General features: G+C 44.7%; 14 protein-coding genes. 7 read left to right on the top strand and 7 right to left on the bottom strand.

The window, feature by feature from the left end; genetic code table 11:
* The first annotated feature begins 292 nt into the window (after positions 1 to 292).
* The 3 genes from zwf to gnd are packed head-to-tail and all read left to right on the top strand — an operon-like array spanning position 293 to position 3,997.
* On the top strand, positions 293 to 1,795 hold the full coding sequence (gene zwf, locus QTO06_RS10630; RefSeq protein WP_331407995.1) for a glucose-6-phosphate dehydrogenase: 1,503 nt from the start codon (positions 293 to 295) through the stop codon (positions 1,793 to 1,795).
* The gene (gene pgl / locus QTO06_RS10625) at positions 1,792 to 2,508 is read left to right on the top strand and encodes a 6-phosphogluconolactonase (RefSeq protein ID WP_005426562.1); all 717 of its coding nucleotides are present in this window, start codon (positions 1,792 to 1,794) and stop codon (positions 2,506 to 2,508) included. The genes zwf and pgl overlap by 4 nt, the downstream gene beginning before the upstream one ends.
* A 40-nt stretch (positions 2,509 to 2,548) precedes the next feature.
* Entirely contained in the window at positions 2,549 to 3,997 is a 1,449-nt protein-coding gene (gene gnd, locus QTO06_RS10620) for a decarboxylating NADP(+)-dependent phosphogluconate dehydrogenase (protein ID WP_005531010.1), read from the top strand.
* 86 nt (positions 3,998 to 4,083) lie between these two features.
* On the opposite strand, the gene QTO06_RS10615 is transcribed toward gnd, so the two are convergent.
* Positions 4,084 to 4,290 (bottom strand): hypothetical protein, encoded by a 207-nt coding sequence (locus tag QTO06_RS10615; RefSeq protein WP_010448329.1) that lies wholly within the window; start codon positions 4,288 to 4,290, stop codon positions 4,084 to 4,086.
* A 272-nt stretch (positions 4,291 to 4,562) separates the two neighbouring features.
* On the opposite strand from QTO06_RS10615, the gene QTO06_RS10610 reads away from it, so the two are divergent.
* Positions 4,563 to 6,083, top strand: a complete 1,521-nt coding sequence (locus QTO06_RS10610) for a DUF1254 domain-containing protein (protein ID WP_331407936.1) — start codon at positions 4,563 to 4,565, stop codon at positions 6,081 to 6,083.
* A 98-nt stretch (positions 6,084 to 6,181) separates the two neighbouring features.
* Here QTO06_RS10610 and QTO06_RS10605 read toward each other — a convergent pair whose 3' ends face one another.
* Positions 6,182 to 7,084, bottom strand: a complete 903-nt coding sequence (locus QTO06_RS10605; protein ID WP_212581388.1) for a LysR family transcriptional regulator — start codon at positions 7,082 to 7,084, stop codon at positions 6,182 to 6,184.
* A 342-nt stretch (positions 7,085 to 7,426) separates the two neighbouring features.
* Between QTO06_RS10605 and QTO06_RS10600 the strand changes: the two genes are divergently transcribed.
* A complete protein-coding gene (locus tag QTO06_RS10600) occupies positions 7,427 to 7,564 on the top strand; it encodes a hypothetical protein (RefSeq protein WP_009704374.1) in 138 nt (45 codons plus the stop codon).
* Between the two features lie 63 nt (positions 7,565 to 7,627).
* Here the strand turns inward: QTO06_RS10600 and QTO06_RS10595 are convergent, their stop codons facing one another.
* A complete protein-coding gene (locus QTO06_RS10595; protein ID WP_331407932.1) occupies positions 7,628 to 9,391 on the bottom strand; it encodes a sigma-54-dependent Fis family transcriptional regulator in 1,764 nt (587 codons plus the stop codon).
* A gap of 248 nt (positions 9,392 to 9,639) precedes the next feature.
* Here QTO06_RS10595 and exaC point away from each other — a divergent pair, with 248 nt between their 5' ends.
* Positions 9,640 to 11,160: an acetaldehyde dehydrogenase ExaC gene (gene exaC, locus QTO06_RS10590; protein WP_038881709.1), complete on the top strand. Its 1,521-nt coding sequence runs from the start codon at positions 9,640 to 9,642 to the stop codon at positions 11,158 to 11,160.
* 226 nt (positions 11,161 to 11,386) lie between these two features.
* Entirely contained in the window at positions 11,387 to 12,358 is a 972-nt protein-coding gene (locus tag QTO06_RS10585; protein ID WP_208445484.1) for a TAXI family TRAP transporter solute-binding subunit, read from the top strand.
* Between the two features lie 138 nt (positions 12,359 to 12,496).
* Here the strand turns inward: QTO06_RS10585 and QTO06_RS10580 are convergent, their stop codons facing one another.
* The 4 genes from QTO06_RS10580 to QTO06_RS10565 all read right to left on the bottom strand — a co-directional run bounded on the left by QTO06_RS10580 (position 12,497) and on the right by QTO06_RS10565 (position 17,684).
* Positions 12,497 to 13,600: a porin gene (locus QTO06_RS10580; RefSeq protein WP_331407930.1), complete on the bottom strand. Its 1,104-nt coding sequence runs from the start codon at positions 13,598 to 13,600 to the stop codon at positions 12,497 to 12,499.
* Positions 13,601 to 13,626: 26 nt separating this feature from the next.
* Complete coding sequence (locus QTO06_RS10575) at positions 13,627 to 14,844, bottom strand: aromatic amino acid transporter (RefSeq protein ID WP_331407929.1); 1,218 nt, start codon at positions 14,842 to 14,844, stop codon at positions 13,627 to 13,629.
* A 94-nt stretch (positions 14,845 to 14,938) separates the two neighbouring features.
* Positions 14,939 to 16,354, bottom strand: coding sequence for a tryptophanase (gene tnaA, locus QTO06_RS10570; protein WP_331407928.1), 1,416 nt, complete (start codon positions 16,352 to 16,354; stop codon positions 14,939 to 14,941).
* A gap of 559 nt (positions 16,355 to 16,913) precedes the next feature.
* Positions 16,914 to 17,684: a sulfite exporter TauE/SafE family protein gene (locus tag QTO06_RS10565; RefSeq protein WP_331407926.1), complete on the bottom strand. Its 771-nt coding sequence runs from the start codon at positions 17,682 to 17,684 to the stop codon at positions 16,914 to 16,916.
* Positions 17,685 to 17,743 lie beyond the last annotated feature (59 nt).

The raw sequence follows: 17,743 nt of genomic DNA, 5'->3' as shown, positions 1-17,743 counted from the left end.
TGTTGATGTAAATCAAATAGTCGTAGACAATACGCCCCCGTGTCGGAAATCTCCTCCAGAGAGTGCAAGGTTGTACTCTAGAGACATAAGCGTCCTAAATGCGCTGTAATTGGTGAAATCCTGACTATGGTTAAGGTGCTCAGTTGTTGCAGAGATTTAGGTCTATAGGCTTTACCTATCAACGTAATAGGTAAGACCAATTTTCTATTTTGGGGTGCCATTGATAGGGTTGGCTCAATCCTTTAGCCGTATCCGGGCACACAATAAGTACCTCGTTTTTAAGGGAAAGATGATGGTAATACCAGAAAACAGCAGCATCGTTATTTTTGGTGCTTCAGGTGATCTTACATATCGTAAGTTGATTCCTGCTCTATACCACCTCTATGCGAACAAACAGCTTCCAGAGAATTTTGCCATTCTTGGCGTTAGTCGTACTGAATACAGCGACGATTCTTACCGAGAAAAGCTGAAGAAATCGCTTCAGGAAATGGAGAAAACTGAGCCAGAAACGCTTGATGCATTTATCAACCACCTGCATTACCAAGCAATCAATACTTCTGACACACAAGATTACAGCAAGTTGGCGACTCGTTTAGATCAACTGGCAGACGAATACCAATTCGAACAACGTAATACGCTTTTCTATCTTGCGACGCCACCAAGCCTATACAGCGTGATTCCTGCAAGCCTTGCAGCACACGGTCTGAACAACGAGGAAGATGGTTGGAAACGTCTGATCATCGAGAAACCTTTTGGTTACGATCTTGAATCAGCGCGTACGTTGGATAAAGAAATCCACGAGCACTTCCAAGAACACCAAATCTACCGTATCGACCACTACCTAGGTAAAGAAACGGTTCAAAACCTTCTTGTACTTCGTTTCTCTAACGCTATGTTTGAGCCATTGTGGAACCGTAACTTCATTGATTACGTGGAAATCACAGGCGCAGAATTCTTAGGCGTAGAAGAGCGTGGCGGTTACTACGATGGTTCAGGTGCGGTGCGCGACATGTTCCAAAACCACTTGCTACAAGTACTAGCAATGGTCGGTATGGAGCCACCTGCACAAATCAATGCTGACGCGATGCGTGATGAAGTCGTGAAAGTGCTGCAGTGTCTTAAACCACTGGATGAAGACGCACTTCGCAACGACCTTGTATTGGGTCAGTACACGGCGTCTGAAGTTCGTGGTCAACAACTTCCTGGTTACCGTGAAGAGAACGGCGTAGCAGACGATTCTCGTACTGAGACTTACATCGGCCTGAAAGCTTACATCAACAACTGGCGTTGGAATGGCGTGCCTTTCTACGTACGTACAGGTAAGCGTCTACCGACCCGCGTGACAGAAGTGGTTATCCACTTTAAACAGACACCACACCCAGTGTTTGGTCAAAACGCACCAGAGAACAAGCTGATTATTCGTATTCAGCCAGACGAAGGCATCCAAATGAGCTTTGGTCTGAAAGAGCCGGGCGCAGGCTTTAAAGCGAAGGAAGTGAAAATGAACTTCCACTACGCTGATCTGCAAGAAACCCAAATGCTAACTGCTTATGAGCGTCTACTTCTTGATGCCCTAAACGGTGATGCAACGCTATTTGCTCGTAGCGATGCGGTTGAAGCGTGTTGGAAATACGTGCAACCGATTCTAGATTTCAAGCAAGACCCACAAGCGCTATTCGGATACGCGTGTGGTACATGGGGACCAAAAGAAGCGGACGACTTGCTACAGCGAGCTAACCGCGCATGGCGTTTCCCTTGTAAAAACCTAACAGATACGGACTACTGCGAACTATGATCAACCACAAGATCTACCAAACAGCAGAGCAGGTAGTAGAAAGCCTTGCTAACGACATGAAAGCGTTTAGCGAAATGGGCCGACCTGTTCACATCTCTCTTTCTGGCGGCAGCACACCAAAAATGCTGTTTAAGCTACTAGCAACAGAAGCTTACGCGACTTCAATTCAATGGCAAAACCTACACTTCTGGTGGGGTGATGAGCGCTGTGTTGCGCCTGATGATGCAGAAAGTAACTATGGCGAAGCGAATGCTCTACTATTTACACAGGTAAATATTCCTGCTGAGAACATCCACCGCATCCGTGGTGAAGAAGAGCCAGAAGCAGAAGCACAGCGCTTTGCGAAAGAGATGGCAGAAGTGATTCCAACTGAAAATGGCACTCCTGTGTTTGATTGGATCTTGCTTGGTGTTGGCGCAGATGGTCATACCGCATCACTGTTCCCTGGTCAGACAAACTACGATGATGAGAACCTATCAGTATTGGCTTCTCATCCTGAGTCTGGTCAAATTCGTGTATCGAAAACGGCACGCGTACTAGAAGCAGCGAAGCGAATCAGTTACTTGGTACTTGGCGCTGGTAAAGCAGACATTATCGAAGAGATTAACAGCTCACCAGCACGCGTACTTCCATATCCGGCAGCGAAGATCCAAGCGAAAGCGGGTCTGACGGAATGGTATTTAGATTTAGACGCAGCGGCAAAAATCGTTTAATACGGCCGCTGGTCGAATAAAAGACAATTGGAGAGAAACAATGAAAGGTGATATCGGTGTAATCGGCCTTGCTGTAATGGGGCAAAACCTTATCCTTAACATGAACGACCACGGCTTTAAAGTTGTGGCTCACAACCGTACTGCTGCAAAAGTAGACGAGTTCCTGGAAGGTCCAGCGAAAGGCACAAACATCATCGGTGCATACTCTCTAGAAGAACTAGTAGAGAAGCTAGAAACGCCACGTAAAGTGATGCTTATGGTTCGTGCAGGTGACGTTGTTGACACGTTCATCGACAACCTAATCCCGCTTCTAGACGAAGGCGACATCATCATTGACGGTGGTAACACTAACTACCCAGACACAAACCGTCGCGTAGCACACTGCCGTGAGAAAGGCATTCACTTCATCGGTACTGGTGTATCTGGTGGTGAAGAAGGTGCACGTTTTGGTCCTTCAATCATGCCTGGCGGCGCTGCTGAAGCTTGGGAAGCGGTTAAGCCAATCTTCCAAGGTATCTCTGCAAAAACTGACGCTGGTGAGCCATGTTGTGACTGGGTTGGTAACGATGGTGCTGGTCACTTCGTTAAGATGGTTCACAATGGCATCGAATACGGTGACATGCAGCTAATCACTGAAGCTTACCAGTTCATGAAAGACGGTCTTGGTATGTCTGCTGACGAGATGCAAGCAGTATTCGCTGATTGGAACAAGACTGAGCTAGACAGCTACCTTGTTGAAATCACGGCTGACATCCTTGGCTACAAAGATGAAGACGGTGAGCCTCTAGTTGAGAAGATCCTAGATACAGCAGGCCAAAAAGGTACTGGTAAGTGGACAGGTATCAACGCACTAGACCTAGGTATTCCACTAACGCTTATCTCTGAGTCTGTATTCTCTCGTTGTCTATCTGCACTGAAAGACCAACGTGTTGAAGCTGAATCTCTATTCGGTAAGACAATCACTCCGGTTGAAGGCGACAAGCAAGAGTGGGTTGATGCACTACGTCAAGCGCTACTAGCTTCTAAGATCATCTCTTACGCTCAAGGCTTCATGCTAATGCGCGAAGCGTCTAACGAGAACGGTTGGGACCTAAACTACGGTAACGTAGCTCTAATGTGGCGTGGTGGTTGTATCATTCGTTCTGCGTTCCTAGGCAACATCCGTGATGCGTACGAAGCGAACCCAGACATCGCGTTCCTAGGTTCTGATGAGTACTTCAAAAACATCCTACAAGGCAGCCTAGCGGCGTGGCGTAAAGTAGCAGCGAAATCTCTAGAGTCTGGTATCCCAATGCCATGTACGATTTCTGCGCTATCTTTCCTAGACGGTTACACAACAGCTCGTCTACCAGCGAACCTGCTTCAAGCTCAACGTGACTACTTCGGTGCTCACACTTACGAGCGTACTGACCGTCCACGTGGTGAATTCTTCCACACAAACTGGACTGGTACAGGTGGCGACACAGCGTCTACAACTTACGACGTTTAATCCGCAGTCAGTAAACGGATAAAAGCAAAAGGATGCCCAAGTGGCATCCTTTTTTAATTCTTATTCTTCAGAAACTCAAAGAGCGCTTACGCGCTCTTTTCTTTTGTATTGCCTTTATGGTGGGGACCGAATTTGTCATTCAAATAGAGTAGTCCGCTGACGAAGAGCGCCACAACAGATACCGTAAAGAGGGCATACATACTTAATACCCAAGCGAATGTGGCTGTCAGAAAGGCAATGAAGGAAAACATTCTGCTGAATGACATCACATGACCTAATTTTTTACTTTTCATAACGCCTCCCAGAGCTTAGTGGGTAGAGTCAGAGTGTTTTCACTCCGCATTTATATTGTCTCTATTTTGCTCGAAATATACCCAAAAAGTAGGCTAAAGATTTCTCAAAAAAGATTAAAAATTGACCTGGTAGACAGTTTTTAATAGAGATTTATTGTGAGTTTCATTGCATAAAAACGTGTGTCGGCAATTTTGATTGTGGCGAGCATCAGAATTGATTCCTAACTTTAAGTAGAGTGAATGTATCGCAACTGATAACGCAGGAAATTCTTATGCTAAAGACTCAACTTAAACGTATCGCTGTGCTGACTGGCTTACTGGTTTCATCTTCTGTTCTGGCAAATACCAGTAACTACAACACAGATATTCCAACAAGCATCATGACGCCGAATACGGTGGAAACAAGCATCGGTACTTTGAATTTCAAGGATGGTGTGCCAAGTCAACAAACCATGGATACGCTTTATAACAATCTCGATACTATGCGAGCGACAGAAGTATTCATGAATGCCATCCCTATGGCGTCGTTAGAAGCGTTACGAATTGGACATGAAAAGATGGGATTGACGAAATCCAATCAGGTGATGCTATTTGATAATTTGATGGATTCAAATCCTTTGTTCCTAACCGGTAACACGGATACCGTGTATGCCTCTGCTTTCCTTGACTTAGAACGTGACGGGCCAACGGTTGTGGAAATTCCACCGGGCATGGGGCCTACTACGGTCAATGATGCCTTCTTCCGTTTCGTGACTGATATGGGCGTAGTGGGGCCAGATAAAGGTCAGGGCGGCAAATACCTCATCTTGCCACCAAATTACGAGGGTCCAGTGCCTGAGGGCTACCATGTTTCGAAGTCGACAAGTTACACCAACTGGTTTATTGCGCGTGGGTTCCTGAAAGATGGTAAAACCGATGCTGCTGTGAACTCATACCGCACAGGTTTGAAGATTTACCCATTGGCGAAGAAAGGTGAACAGCCGAAGATGGAATTCATCTCTGGTAGCGGTAAGGCATTCAATACTATTCACGCCAATGACGAGCACTTTTACGATGAGCTTAAAACTGTTCTTGATAAGGAGCCGGTTGAGTTTATTGACCCAGAAATGCGCGGTTTGATTGCGACAATTGGCATTCAAAAAGGTAAGCCGTTCGAACCTGATGCGCGTATGCAGAAGATCCTGAAAGATGGTGCTGCAATTGGTAACGCAACGGCTCGTGCACTGATGTTTAACCCACGTACAGAAAACGCGTACATTTGGGACGATCGTAACTGGAAAACTGCTTTTATCGGCAAAGATTATCAGTGGCTGATTGATGAAGGTAAAGGTGGACGTAATCTAGATGCGCGTACTTATTTCTTCTACATGGCAACGGTAAACACGCCAGCGATGGCGCTTAAAATGATTGGCAAAGGCTCTCAGTACGCCATTGTTGATAAAACGGCAGAGGGTGAGTTCTTTGATGGTGGTAAGAATTACAAGCTGACGATTCCTGCGAATGCGCCAGCGAAGAACTTCTGGTCTGTGGTGGCTTACGATACGCAAACACGTTCAGAGCTACAAACGAGTCAACCGTTCCCAAGTAAGAACGATAAACGTGACCAGATGGTTGAAAACCCAGACGGCTCAGTAGACTTGTACTTCGGTCCAACCGCTCCGAAGGATAAAGAAGCAAACTGGATTCAAACGGTTCCTAACAAGGGGTGGTTCAGTATCTTACGTATGTACGGTCCTTTAGAACCATGGTACGACGGTTCTTGGAAGCCAAGTGATATCACTGAAGTGAAATAAGACCATCACAAGATACGACAAATTGAAGATGAAAACCGACCTGTTAATGGGTCGGCTTTTTTGTATGCATTGGCTATACGGCAATTTAATTTAGTGGCTTAGCTAAGTGCTCCTTTAATAAAGGTTTCTACCTGCGCGATGATCGGGTGTTGGTAGAAGGCGCGATGGTACTGAATCCCGACATCAAACAACATTTGTGTTCCCTCTAGTTTTAACGGTAATCGACAAATTCCCGCGGGTAGCTCTTGATCGTCAATATACATACCGACAAACACGTACGGGCTGACTTTGACACAATCGAGTGCGGCAGTCATTGAGGAGACGGTCAGCTTCTGCTCTAGATTCACTCCCGTTAATTTACGCATTCGTTCGTAATAAGCGCTCACATCGAGCGAACCCATGGAGACTCGCACCGTTTCAAGGTTTTCAATGTCACTGAGTTCAAGTTCGGTTTGTTGGTGAAGAGGGTGTTGAGCGTTCACATACGCAAAGATGGGAACGGAAGCCACCTTACGTTCTACCATTCTCTCGTTGAGTTCATTAGGAAAACCACCAATCCCAATCGCGACAGCGCCGCGTTTAGGGTTCTCTATGCTTTCAATCGACCAATCGATAAAGGAAATCTTAGGCTTTTGTTCATCTGTGGTAAGGGCGGTAACCAAGGGAATCGTTAACATGCCAGAAAGAGGGTTGATGATGCTGAAGACGTACTCATTAGAATGTTGGTTCGCATTAAAGGTCTTTGCCAACTGTGGTAATTGCTCAAGTTGCTCTAACGGCTCGCTTATCGCTTCACATAACTGTTGGCAAAGCAGGGTTGGGGTATAAATGCCTTTCTCTGCATTGAACAGTTCGTTATCAAATCGCTGGCGGCATTCAGCCAGTTGCCGGGTGAACGTGGCCTTGCTGATGTCGAGTGTATGGCACACTTTTGCCTGTGACTTTTGCTGACTGAGCAGATAAAGAAAGCGATACAGATTTAAATCAATGGTATTTTTCACGAAGTTAGCGCCTCAAAACATTGAGCTTTAAGTATCAACGTGTCTCATCCTCTGTTCCAACAAAATCGCCAACAAATTTCTCTTTTGTGACATGGGGTTAGCTCAAAGTAAGAGTTTTACCAATACCGATATCAAATCTAAGATTGCGTAAAAAGGTGATAAAGAGTGCTAGGTAAGCCTTTGAACTCCTCCTATAATTAGGTTGCATATGGAGGATGTTTGATGGTCGAACATCCTTTATTTTTTGAAACCTACAACAAGGAACCGGCATAAGTCGTTTTTGCTGGTGTTGTTTACATTTACCAAGAAGGTGATTTAACACTATTAATTGAGGTTCTTACGATGACTCTTAACAAGTACTTTGTTTTCATTCCGGCAGATATGGATCAGGAAACGCACAAGGAACAGAAAGTGAACTCTGAAACGGAAACTCAACGTCAGGCATTAGTAAAACAGGCGCAGCAAGAAGGCGGACTGTAAGGCTAGGTTTCAAAATAAGAAGAGCACCCAAAGAGGTGCTCTTTTTTTATCTCTCACACTTCATCATTTCAGCATACCAAGACTCTTGAGTTTGCGATAAATGGTATTGCGGCTCAGACCCAACATGCGTGAGGTTTTGCTGATATTGCCTTGGTTTGCTTGGTAGGTTTTCAGCAGCTTATCTTCCACAGTCGTACGCATGTCTCTGGTTTTTGACGTCCCCACTTCTCCGATAACACTTGTTTGGCTTAGCTTTTTGGCAAGATGATTCGGTACGTGGCTAAGCTCGAGTTGCGTTTCTCCTTGCGCCATGAGGGCTGATACTTTTATTAAGCTGTCGAGCTCACGAAGATTCCCCGGCCAACCATAGCCCAACATTAATGACAGTAGGTGAGGGCAAATGCTTTGTTCAGACTCGGCGTGACGACGATGAATGTTTTCAATCAGTGCTTGTTTGTCGCTACGCTCTTGGAAACGAGGCAATTCGACGATGAGTCCGTTTAGGCGGTAATAAAGATCCTGACGAAATGCACCTTGTTCAACCAATCGCTCTAAGTCTTTGTGTGTTGCGGCGATGATTTGTGTATCCACTTGAATGGTTTGGTTTGAGCCGACAGGCAACACGGTTTTGTCTTGGAGCACGTGCAGCAGCCGGCTTTGCGCTTCTAATGGTAAGTCTGCAATTTCATCTAAGAACAAGATACCTTTGTGTGCTTGACGGATCTTGCCTTGATAGCCTTTGCTGTTTGCTCCGGTGAAGGCGCCTGCAACATAACCAAACAGTTCGGATTCGACCAAGTCTTTCGGCAGCGCACCGCAGTTCACGGAAACCAAGGGGCCGTTTTTTCTCTGGCTGTTTTTGTGCAGAGCTTTAACAAACTCATTTTTACCTACGCCGGTTTCGCCAAGGATCAATAAGCTAATGTCTTTGTCGATTACACGATTGGCTTGCTGCCAGCAGTGCTCGACGGTGGTATCGCCGTAATGCAGGTCATTAGAGGCAGAAATGGCACGAGATGATGTTTTACGCTCCGATAGTGGCTGAGTTTTAAACACTAAAGATTGATTACTGGCAGAGCAGTCGAGTATGGAGGCGAGTTGCTGTCCAACAACGTTAGTTTGATCCAGCAGTTGTGAGGCAACTTGGTTATGAGCCAGAATCTGACCCTCTTCATTGGCAATGATGATGCCTTGCCAACCGCTATTCAGTAGACCTTGCTCACAAGCTAAATCAACTCGAATGTGGCCTTGAGGGATTTGGTTGAGCAGTTGATTCTCCACCTGTTGAACCATGTTTTGCACTAAGACCTGCGTTGAAAAGTCATGCTTCTTTTGTTCACTGGTGATGTCCAATACACCAATCAAATTACCCAAATGATCAAAGATAGGGCTTGCTGAACAACTGATGAAACGATGATGTTGTATAAAGTGCTGGTCACCAATCACAGAGACCGGTTTTGCTTCTATTAATGCTGTACCAATGGCATTCGTCCCTTTGAGCTTTTCTTGCCAGCATGCACCAGAGCTGAGTGCAATCTCGGTCAACTTTTCACGGAATTTGGGCTGTCCCCAGCTTCCAATGATCACGCCTTCCGCATCAGTCAATATTAGGCGACTGTCGCTGTGCGTAAATAACTGGTTAAACAGAGGCAGAGCGAATTGTTTTACCGCATCGATCAAGAAATTGAGCTGGTGGCGTCTGTCTTCAAGAAACGCGGAAGTTACGCGAATATCGTCTGGCCGACGTCGCTGTTTTAAACCGGCTTGCTCACTTCTGTCCCATGAAGTGGAAAGCCAATTGCTGTTGGTAATGTGTTGAAGTTCCATGACTGTACCATTTTGTCACAGTGAGGGTGTGCCATTTTGGAACACTTGAACACTGGTGTTCACACCATACATCCGCTCAAACGCCACTCACTTGGTTTGTTATCGCTTGGTAATCATAGTTTTACATTTAATTAACAACAAGACGCGCGTTGTTGGCATGTGATTTGAGTAATGAAGCGAACAACACAACTGAGTTGAACACTCGGTTGTTTAAAACAAAAAACTGAACGAGAACAAAAGGAAGAGTTATGATTTATGCACAGCCAGGTAGTGAAAATGCCATCGTTAATTTCAAATCGCATTACGACAACTACATCGGTGGCGAATGGGTAAAACCAACGGGTGGTGAATACTTCGACAATACATCGCCAATCAATGGTCAAGCGTATTGTAAGGTGGCTCGTTCTGGAGAAGCAGACATCAATCTTGCACTGGATGCTGCACATGGCGTAAGAGCGCAATGGGCGAAAACCAGTGTGACTGAACGTTCGAACATCCTATTGAAGATTGCAGATCGCATTGAACAACATCTTGAAGAGCTGGCTGTGGCAGAAACCTGGGAAAACGGCAAACCTGTACGTGAAACACTAGCAGCAGACTTGCCTTTGGTTGTCGACCACTTCCGCTATTTTGCAGGTTGTATCCGTGCTCAAGAAGGCAGTGCGGCTGAGTTAGATGAGCACACCGCAAGTTATCACTTCCCTGAGCCGATTGGGGTTGTTGGGCAGATCATCCCTTGGAACTTCCCTATGTTGATGGCGGCTTGGAAACTTGCTCCTGCATTGGCTGCGGGCTGTTGTGTTGTGCTAAAACCTGCCGAACAAACGCCAACTTCGATTCTCGTTCTGATGGAAAAAATTGGTGACCTTCTGCCTGCTGGCGTGGTGAATGTAGTCAATGGCTTTGGCTCAGAAGCAGGGCAAGCACTGGCGACGAGTAACCGAATCGCTAAGTTGGCATTTACGGGTTCAACAGAAGTCGGTAACCATATTTTGAAATGCGCCGCAGAGAACCTTATTCCATCAACGGTTGAGCTTGGTGGTAAATCTCCAAATATCTACTTCCCAGATGTGTTTGACCACGAAGACGAATACCTAGATAAGTGCATTGAAGGCACTTTACTTGCGTTCTTCAACCAAGGGGAAGTGTGTACCTGTCCATCACGTGTGTTAGTTCATGAGTCTGTGTACGACAAGTTTATCGCTAAAGTTGCAGAGCGCGCGCAGACAATCAAGCAGGGTAATCCACTTGATACCGATACTCAGGTTGGCGCTCAAGCCTCGCAAGAGCAGTTCGATAAGATCCTGAGTTATCTAGAAATCGGTCGTCAAGAAGGCGCGAAAGTCGTGTTTGGTGGCGATGTAGCGAAACAAGAAAACGACTTGGAGCAGGGCTACTACATTCAACCGACCTTGTTACAGGGTCACAACAAGATGCGCGTATTCCAAGAAGAGATCTTTGGCCCGGTCATCGCAGTGACCACCTTTAAAGATGAAGCGGAAGCACTAGCGATTGCCAATGACACAGAATATGGCTTGGGTGCGGGTGTGTGGACGCGAGATCAAAACCTTGCTTATCGTATGGGGCGAAACATCGAAGCAGGGCGCATTTGGATTAACTGCTATCACGCTTACCCAGCACATGCTGCGTTTGGTGGCTACAAGAAATCAGGTATCGGCCGTGAGACGCATAAGATGATGCTTGATCACTACCAGAATACGAAAAACCTACTCATTAGCTACGACGTCAATCCGCTAGGCTTCTTCTAAATAAATCGCCTTTTAAGGCAACAAGAAAAGCAGTGATGAACAAAGCCTCGAACTCTTCGAGGCTTTACTTTTTGTGGTGGGGTAAAGGAGCATTCATATTTTCTTACTGATCAATGCCTTCTAGCCTCGGATTCTTCTTCTCAGGATGTGAACTCGGACGTTATCAACTTGTTAACGGTTGCTATACTTATCTGGCCATAAACAAAGGAAAAAATAAGGACGTTCAATGTTAAAGCTCAAGCAAATTGCTGTCGCGGCTTCTCTGGCTGCCCTAAGTGCAAGTTTTTCAGTTTCTGCTAAAGATACGTTCGTAACCATTGGTACGGGCGGTGTAACTGGCGTGTACTACCCAACGGGTGGTGCTATTTGTCGATTGGTGAACAAGTCACGTGCTGATCATGGCATTCGTTGTTCAGTAGAAAGTACCGGTGGTTCTATCTACAACATCAATACCATTCGTGCAGGAGAGTTGGATTTAGGTATCGCTCAGTCAGATTGGCAGTACCATGCTTATAACGGTACGAGCAAGTTTGAAGATAAAGGACCATTCAAAGAGCTTCGTGCAGTGTTTTCTGTACACCCAGAACCATTCACCGTTGTGGCTCGTAAAGACGCAAACATTAAATCGTTTGATGATTTGAAAGGTAAACGCGTTAACATCGGTAACCCTGGCTCCGGTCAGCGCGGTACGATGGAAGTGCTGATGAAAGAGTACGGCTGGACGAATGACGATTTCAAACTGGTGTCTGAGTTGAAAGCATCAGAGCAGTCTAAAGCACTGTGTGACAACAAGATCGATGCGATGATCTACACAGTAGGTCACCCAAGTGGTGCGATTAAAGAAGCGACTACCTCATGTGACAGCAACATCGTAACGGTAGCCGGCCCACAAGTTGAGAAGTTGGTTTCTGATAACAGCTTCTACCGTATCGCAAACGTACCGGGTGGTATGTACCGCGGTTCAGAAAGCGATGTACAAACCTTTGGTGTAGGTGCAACGTTTGTTTCTTCAACGGCAGTGCCAGATGAAGTAGTTTACAATGTAGTGAAAGCGGTATTCGAAAACTTTGACGACTTCCGCCGTCTACACCCAGCATTTGCAAACTTGAAGAAAGAAGAAATGGTGAAAGATGGTCTATCTGCGCCGCTTCACCCAGGTGCTGAGAAGTACTACAAAGAAGTGGGCTTGATTAAGTAATCTCACTCAGAACCAATAAAAACGCCATCGTAATTTTCGATGGCGTTTTTGTTTGTGTGCTATCTGAACTTCTTGTTATTGAAGTATAAAGCAGAGGCTAACATTCAATACCTTTAGAGGTGGGTGGTCGACCGCTATTTAGAATGCGTAAATGATCGTCATTCCGCTAAGCGTGTCATCTCTTTTTCCTGCTCCTAATCCATCTTCTTCTGTTGTTCTCACTTCCCCTGAAATGATGAATTGCGGTGTCGCGTGGTAGCTGATGCCGAATGAGTAGACATTGCGATTGCCGTTTACCTGTAGCGTTGAGTCATCGAAATCTACGTTAGATAGGTAAATGTAAGGACGAATACCCATGGCGAAGTAGTAGTGTGCGTATACGTCATAGGCATTTGCATCAGCGTAAAGGTTGGGTTTACCTGTTGGCGCTGTACCATCAAATCCGTAACCAAACAAATCGGTTTCGTGTGCATTTTCCCCGATCGTATAGGCTGCCGATATTTGGAAGCCTTGGTTTACGTACTTTGCGGCAACAGTCGTCAGCTCTTGCAAATCACCATCATTTAAACCACCAGAGCTACCTTCCACTTTGTTGCGCATATAGGTAGTTCCAAGGCTCAAACCGGAATCAAAATCGTAACTTAGCGCGAGTGCTAGGTTGTTATCCCTAGTCAGCCCACCCATTTGATTGCTCACGTTATTGAAGCCGTATTGAGCTGATAGGTTCAATGCATCAAAGCTGTTGCGATAAACGACAAGATTATCACCGCGTGCCGTCGCTAAAAATCCACCGTCTTTTCCATCACTGAATAGTGGTGTTGCGTCTGGATCAAAAACGATGAGGTTGTCCATGTATCCCGCTACATCGTAATAAGCAGAATATTGCTTACCAATTCGCAAGCTACCTAACTCAGTGTGGTTGACGGAAATGTAACCCAAACGACTACGGAATTTATCTCCATTTTTGTTTCCAAACTCATTTGATGGTGGATTGAGAATCGTGTCCCATTCAAACTTAACGTCCGTAGACCACTTGTCATTGAGGGCACGTGCTACACCAATGTTCAATGTACTGCGACTCGTGTTAAAGAAGTGGTCAAGAAAATGAACTGGTTGGAAGTAGTCCATGAGAAATGCACCACCAATATCGACTTTGTTTACTTCGTCTTCATAAACAGTTACTGAATAAGCATTGTTAGAAAGTAGAACGGTGGAAGCGGCAATAAGTAACTTAGTTTTCATCTTAAACTCCATTTCAAAATTTCTGTTTATTGATTAATAAGGGTGGGTAGAAGGTCCATCATCGACATGAAGTGGAAGGTGGCAGTGAGCAAACCAAACAAAAGCACCATAACGATCATTGTGTTGCCAAACGGGGTTTTAAATCCTTCTTGTCCACCTTCGAGTTGACGAGTTTTATAAACAAGTAAAGCCGGGATAAAACAAGTCCATATGGTTGCGGCAGCGCCTGCGTATCCAATTGCTATGACGAATCCAAATGGGAATAAGAGGGATAAGATGAGTGGTGGAAGAAAGGTTACGAGACATGTTTTGGTGCGTCCTTGTCGCGTATCTGAAAACTTGAAAAAGTCAGCAAGGTAATCAAACAGACCTAGTCCCACACCAATGAAAGAAGAAAGAATCGCTGCCATTGAAAAGGCGTTAATCGCGTTGGACACTTTATCTGAGTCAATGACGGAATCTAACGCGGCAAGTAGTGTTTCGACGTTTCCGCCTTGCTCAATTACTGGAATAAACTCAGAGCGAGGTAAGTTGCCATTAATACTCACGAGCCAAAGTACGTAGAGTGTGAAGGCGATGCTGGTACCGCCGAGGATCGCCAACTTAGCGTCGTACTCACATTTGTAATAAGCACGCATAGTCGCTACCGAGTGATGGTACCCGAAGGAGGTTAACGCTACGGGTAGCATCGCTAAAGCAAAAGGCGCGTAATTTGTCTCTGTACTGATATGGTCAAACAATATGTTGGAATCAACATTGATGGCCAAACCTGATACACCAAATATAAAACTCAATATCATGAAGATAATCAGAATGACTGAAATTCTGTCTACCGCTTTTGTTGAATGCCAAACAAATAAAGAAAATACAGCGACAAATAAAACTGAGGAAACTTTATTGTTAATACCAGTAATGCCTTCAATGATGAGACCTGATGACGTGATATAAGCATAAATTAATATTCCTCCAACAAAGTAAACTGCGATATTATTTAGAATGTTTAATTTATTACCAAGAACGTCTTGCGTGACAGTATTAAAAGATACTTTTAAATCATATCGTTTAAAAGACTCTAAAAGCATCCATCCTGATATTGTCATCATGATCATGGTTACTAAAATGGCAATTATACTCCAGGTTGTCCAAGCGCCAGCTCCAGCACTTGGTAATCCGAGCATTCCTGCACCTACGCAAACACTTGCAATTATACAAGCGCCGCCAAATAAGGACGGTTTCTTTTCCATGTTTATTTTCCTGTAAATGAAATGAATAAACTCAAACCAAATAACGTGTGAGAAAGGAATCTCGCGCATCTAATTATCGATGCGCGAGTGTCTTTTAGACCTCTTTTAAGCGAGCGGTAAAGTGACGTAGTACTTTGGGTTCATAAGTGAATTCCAAGCCTTTTACGTTTTGAGCGTTCTCTTTCACTTTTTGGAAGGCTTCTATGACAAAGTCCATATGAGTTTGCGTGTAAGTAGCGCGAGGAATGGTAAGACGTAACAGTTCTGCGGGACACGGATGTTGTATGCCGGTAGCGGGATCTCTGCCAAGCAACAAAGAACCGATTTCAACAGCACGGATACCCGCGACTTTATACAGTTCGCAGGCGAGCGCATGAGCGGGGAATTGCTCTGAAGGAATGTGTGGGAGTAATTTTCCGGCGTCGACAAATGCTGCATGACCGCCCGCTTGTTGGCAGACTACGCCAATGGCTTCTAAGCCATCCACCAAATATTGGACTTGTCCAATGCGGTATTCTAACCATTCAGAGCGCATGCCATCATACAATCCAACAGCAAGGCGTTCCATGGCTCCACCTTCTAAGCCACCGTAAGTAGGAAAACCTTCTTGAACAACACACAGTGTGCGACATTCCGTATAGACATCCATCATCGAATCATCTTTGAAACACAATAAGCCGCCCATTTGAACCATTGCGTCTTTTTTCGCAGACATCGCAAGGGCATCAGCGTATTTGTAAGTCTCTTTGGTGATCTCTGCGATGGTCCAGTCTTTATATTCAGGCTCACGTTGTTGTACAAAGTACGCATTCTCGGCGTAACGTGCTGAATCCATAATGACAGGGATGTCGTAGCGCTGAGCTATCTCATAAACGGCTTTTAGGTTGGCGATAGAAACAGGTTGACCACCGGCTGAGTTACAAGTGATAGTGCTGACAATGTAAGGGACGTTTTCTGCTCCCGCCTCTAATATTGCGTGTTCTAATTTCTCTAGATCAAAGTTACCTTTGAAGTCAGCAGTGACGGACGTATCGAACGCCTCTTCGGTATAAACGTTTTTGGCAACGCAGCAATTCACTTGCGTATGGCCTTGCGTTGTATCAAAGAAGTAATTGGATAGGGCCACCATTTTTGAGCGATCTAAGCCTTTTTCCTGCTCACGCTTTTTGATGAGTATTGGGATGTAAATCTGCTCTGCACCGCGGCCCTGGTGGGTCGGGATGGTCAGTTCATAGCCGAAAATGTCTTTAACCGCGTTGGCTAGGGCATAGTAACTACGACTTCCGCTATACGCCTCATCACCCATCAACATTGCAGCTTGCATTTGTTGGGTAATAGCACCAGTACCACTGTCGGTGAGTAGGTCGATAAACACATCTTCACTATCGAGCAGGAATGGGTTCATGCCTGCTTTTTGAATGGCTTGTTCTCGGTATTCACGTGTGGTGGTTTTTACTGGTTCTACGACGCGAATGCGGAATGGTTCTGGCAAATGTTTAAAGTTTTCCATAATTAAGTCTCTTATTTTATATAGACGTGCGAAGCTAGCCTTTAATATTTTTATATTTAATAAAGGAAGTGCTAAGAAAATAAATGTAATAAGGATCGACTAACCTTCTTACCGATGGTTAGTAAGATGAGACTAGAGAATAGAAAAAAGAGGTAGGACAGATAGTTTAAAGTCGTTGGTGTACCAAGCTATTGAGCTTGACCATAACTTTTCTTGGATCTGAATATACTTCATATTTAATCCTGTGAGTTATAGTGGTTAGACACATTATTATGCTTACATAACTAATATAAATTAAAAATGTAAACGTGCAATAATTGTGAGGTTGTTAATGTATATACTGGGAAAATGTTATATACGTTCACATAATAAATCCGTGATTATGCAAGGAGTTTCTATCTAGATTTTTTAACTTATAATGCTTTAGTTGGTGTTTTTTAGTATGAACAACTTTAATTTAATGAGTAGTTAATGTTTACATAATTAACTTGTTTCTAATATTTTCTAAAGAAATAGCAATTGATTGCGTATTAAAATGTTAGCAATAGCCATGTTCTTTTTACATATATACATCGATAAAAAAGTAGATAGTGATGGCGATAGAAGAGAGGGCAACGAAGCCTTTTACATGACTAGGATTCAACTGGCGAGATACTCGCGCTGCCAAGTAGCCGCCAACTAATGTGCCAACCATTACAACGCTGCCTTTGGTCCAATCGATCGAACCGTTAGCAACAAAAATTACGATGGCAATCAGAGAAACACAGGTCGAAACCAGCAGCTTAAGCCCGTTCATTAAGTTGATGTCTTGGTGCCCTGCAACCACTAAATAACTTAATACGATCACGCCTAGCCCCGCGTTAAAGAAACCACCGTAAGCAGAAACTCCAACTAAAAGCAGGCTCAAAGCGATTACGCCTAAAATGCCAGCGTGTTTGGTTTCTTTGGTCAGAGACTTAATTAACGCAGTCATGCGTGAGCCAGTTAAAAACAGCACGGTTGCGAATAACAATAGCCATGGAATCGCTTCAAGAAAAACAGATTCTGGCGTATTTAGCAGAAGGTAAGCACCGACTGCGCCACCAATCAAACTGAAAGAGATAGTGAAAGCGAGTTCTTGCTTGTTCTTCATGATTTCTTCGCGAAAACCGATTGCACCACTGATGTAACCTGCGCAAGAAGCATAAGTATTCGTCGCGTTCGCCATGATGGGAGGCACGCCAACCGCCATTAATGCAGGGAAGGTAATGAAGCTACCACCACCGGCGACGGAGTTCATGATCCCACCAATGATGCCCGCAGCAAACAAGAGAGCAAATTCCAGCAGCATAAAAAGTCCTTTTTTGTTCTTATAGTTTTGTTTCTGAACGATTAACACTACGCAACTCA

The organism is Vibrio sp. M260121, assembly GCF_036533715.1.
Taxonomy (GTDB): Bacteria; Pseudomonadota; Gammaproteobacteria; order Enterobacterales; family Vibrionaceae; genus Vibrio.
The sequence above is the reverse complement of the archived record's forward strand: the minus strand, read 5'-3'. Positions and strand labels throughout refer to the sequence as shown.

What these genes read in the sequence shown, in the direction of transcription:
- exaC (WP_038881709.1), top strand. Translation starts at nt 9,640, where the DNA reads ATGATTTATGCACAGCCAGGTAGTGAAAATGCCATCGTTAATTTCAAA.
- tnaA (WP_331407928.1), bottom strand. Translation starts at nt 16,354, where the DNA reads ATGGAAAACTTTAAACATTTGCCAGAACCATTCCGCATTCGCGTCGTA.
- gnd (WP_005531010.1), top strand. Translation starts at nt 2,549, where the DNA reads ATGAAAGGTGATATCGGTGTAATCGGCCTTGCTGTAATGGGGCAAAAC.
- QTO06_RS10580 (WP_331407930.1), bottom strand. Translation starts at nt 13,600, where the DNA reads ATGAAAACTAAGTTACTTATTGCCGCTTCCACCGTTCTACTTTCTAAC.
- QTO06_RS10610 (WP_331407936.1), top strand. Translation starts at nt 4,563, where the DNA reads ATGCTAAAGACTCAACTTAAACGTATCGCTGTGCTGACTGGCTTACTG.
- zwf (WP_331407995.1), top strand. Translation starts at nt 293, where the DNA reads ATGGTAATACCAGAAAACAGCAGCATCGTTATTTTTGGTGCTTCAGGT.
- QTO06_RS10575 (WP_331407929.1), bottom strand. Translation starts at nt 14,844, where the DNA reads ATGGAAAAGAAACCGTCCTTATTTGGCGGCGCTTGTATAATTGCAAGT.
- QTO06_RS10565 (WP_331407926.1), bottom strand. Translation starts at nt 17,684, where the DNA reads ATGCTGCTGGAATTTGCTCTCTTGTTTGCTGCGGGCATCATTGGTGGG.
- pgl (WP_005426562.1), top strand. Translation starts at nt 1,792, where the DNA reads ATGATCAACCACAAGATCTACCAAACAGCAGAGCAGGTAGTAGAAAGC.
- QTO06_RS10615 (WP_010448329.1), bottom strand. Translation starts at nt 4,290, where the DNA reads ATGAAAAGTAAAAAATTAGGTCATGTGATGTCATTCAGCAGAATGTTT.
- QTO06_RS10595 (WP_331407932.1), bottom strand. Translation starts at nt 9,391, where the DNA reads ATGGAACTTCAACACATTACCAACAGCAATTGGCTTTCCACTTCATGG.
- QTO06_RS10585 (WP_208445484.1), top strand. Translation starts at nt 11,387, where the DNA reads ATGTTAAAGCTCAAGCAAATTGCTGTCGCGGCTTCTCTGGCTGCCCTA.
- QTO06_RS10600 (WP_009704374.1), top strand. Translation starts at nt 7,427, where the DNA reads ATGACTCTTAACAAGTACTTTGTTTTCATTCCGGCAGATATGGATCAG.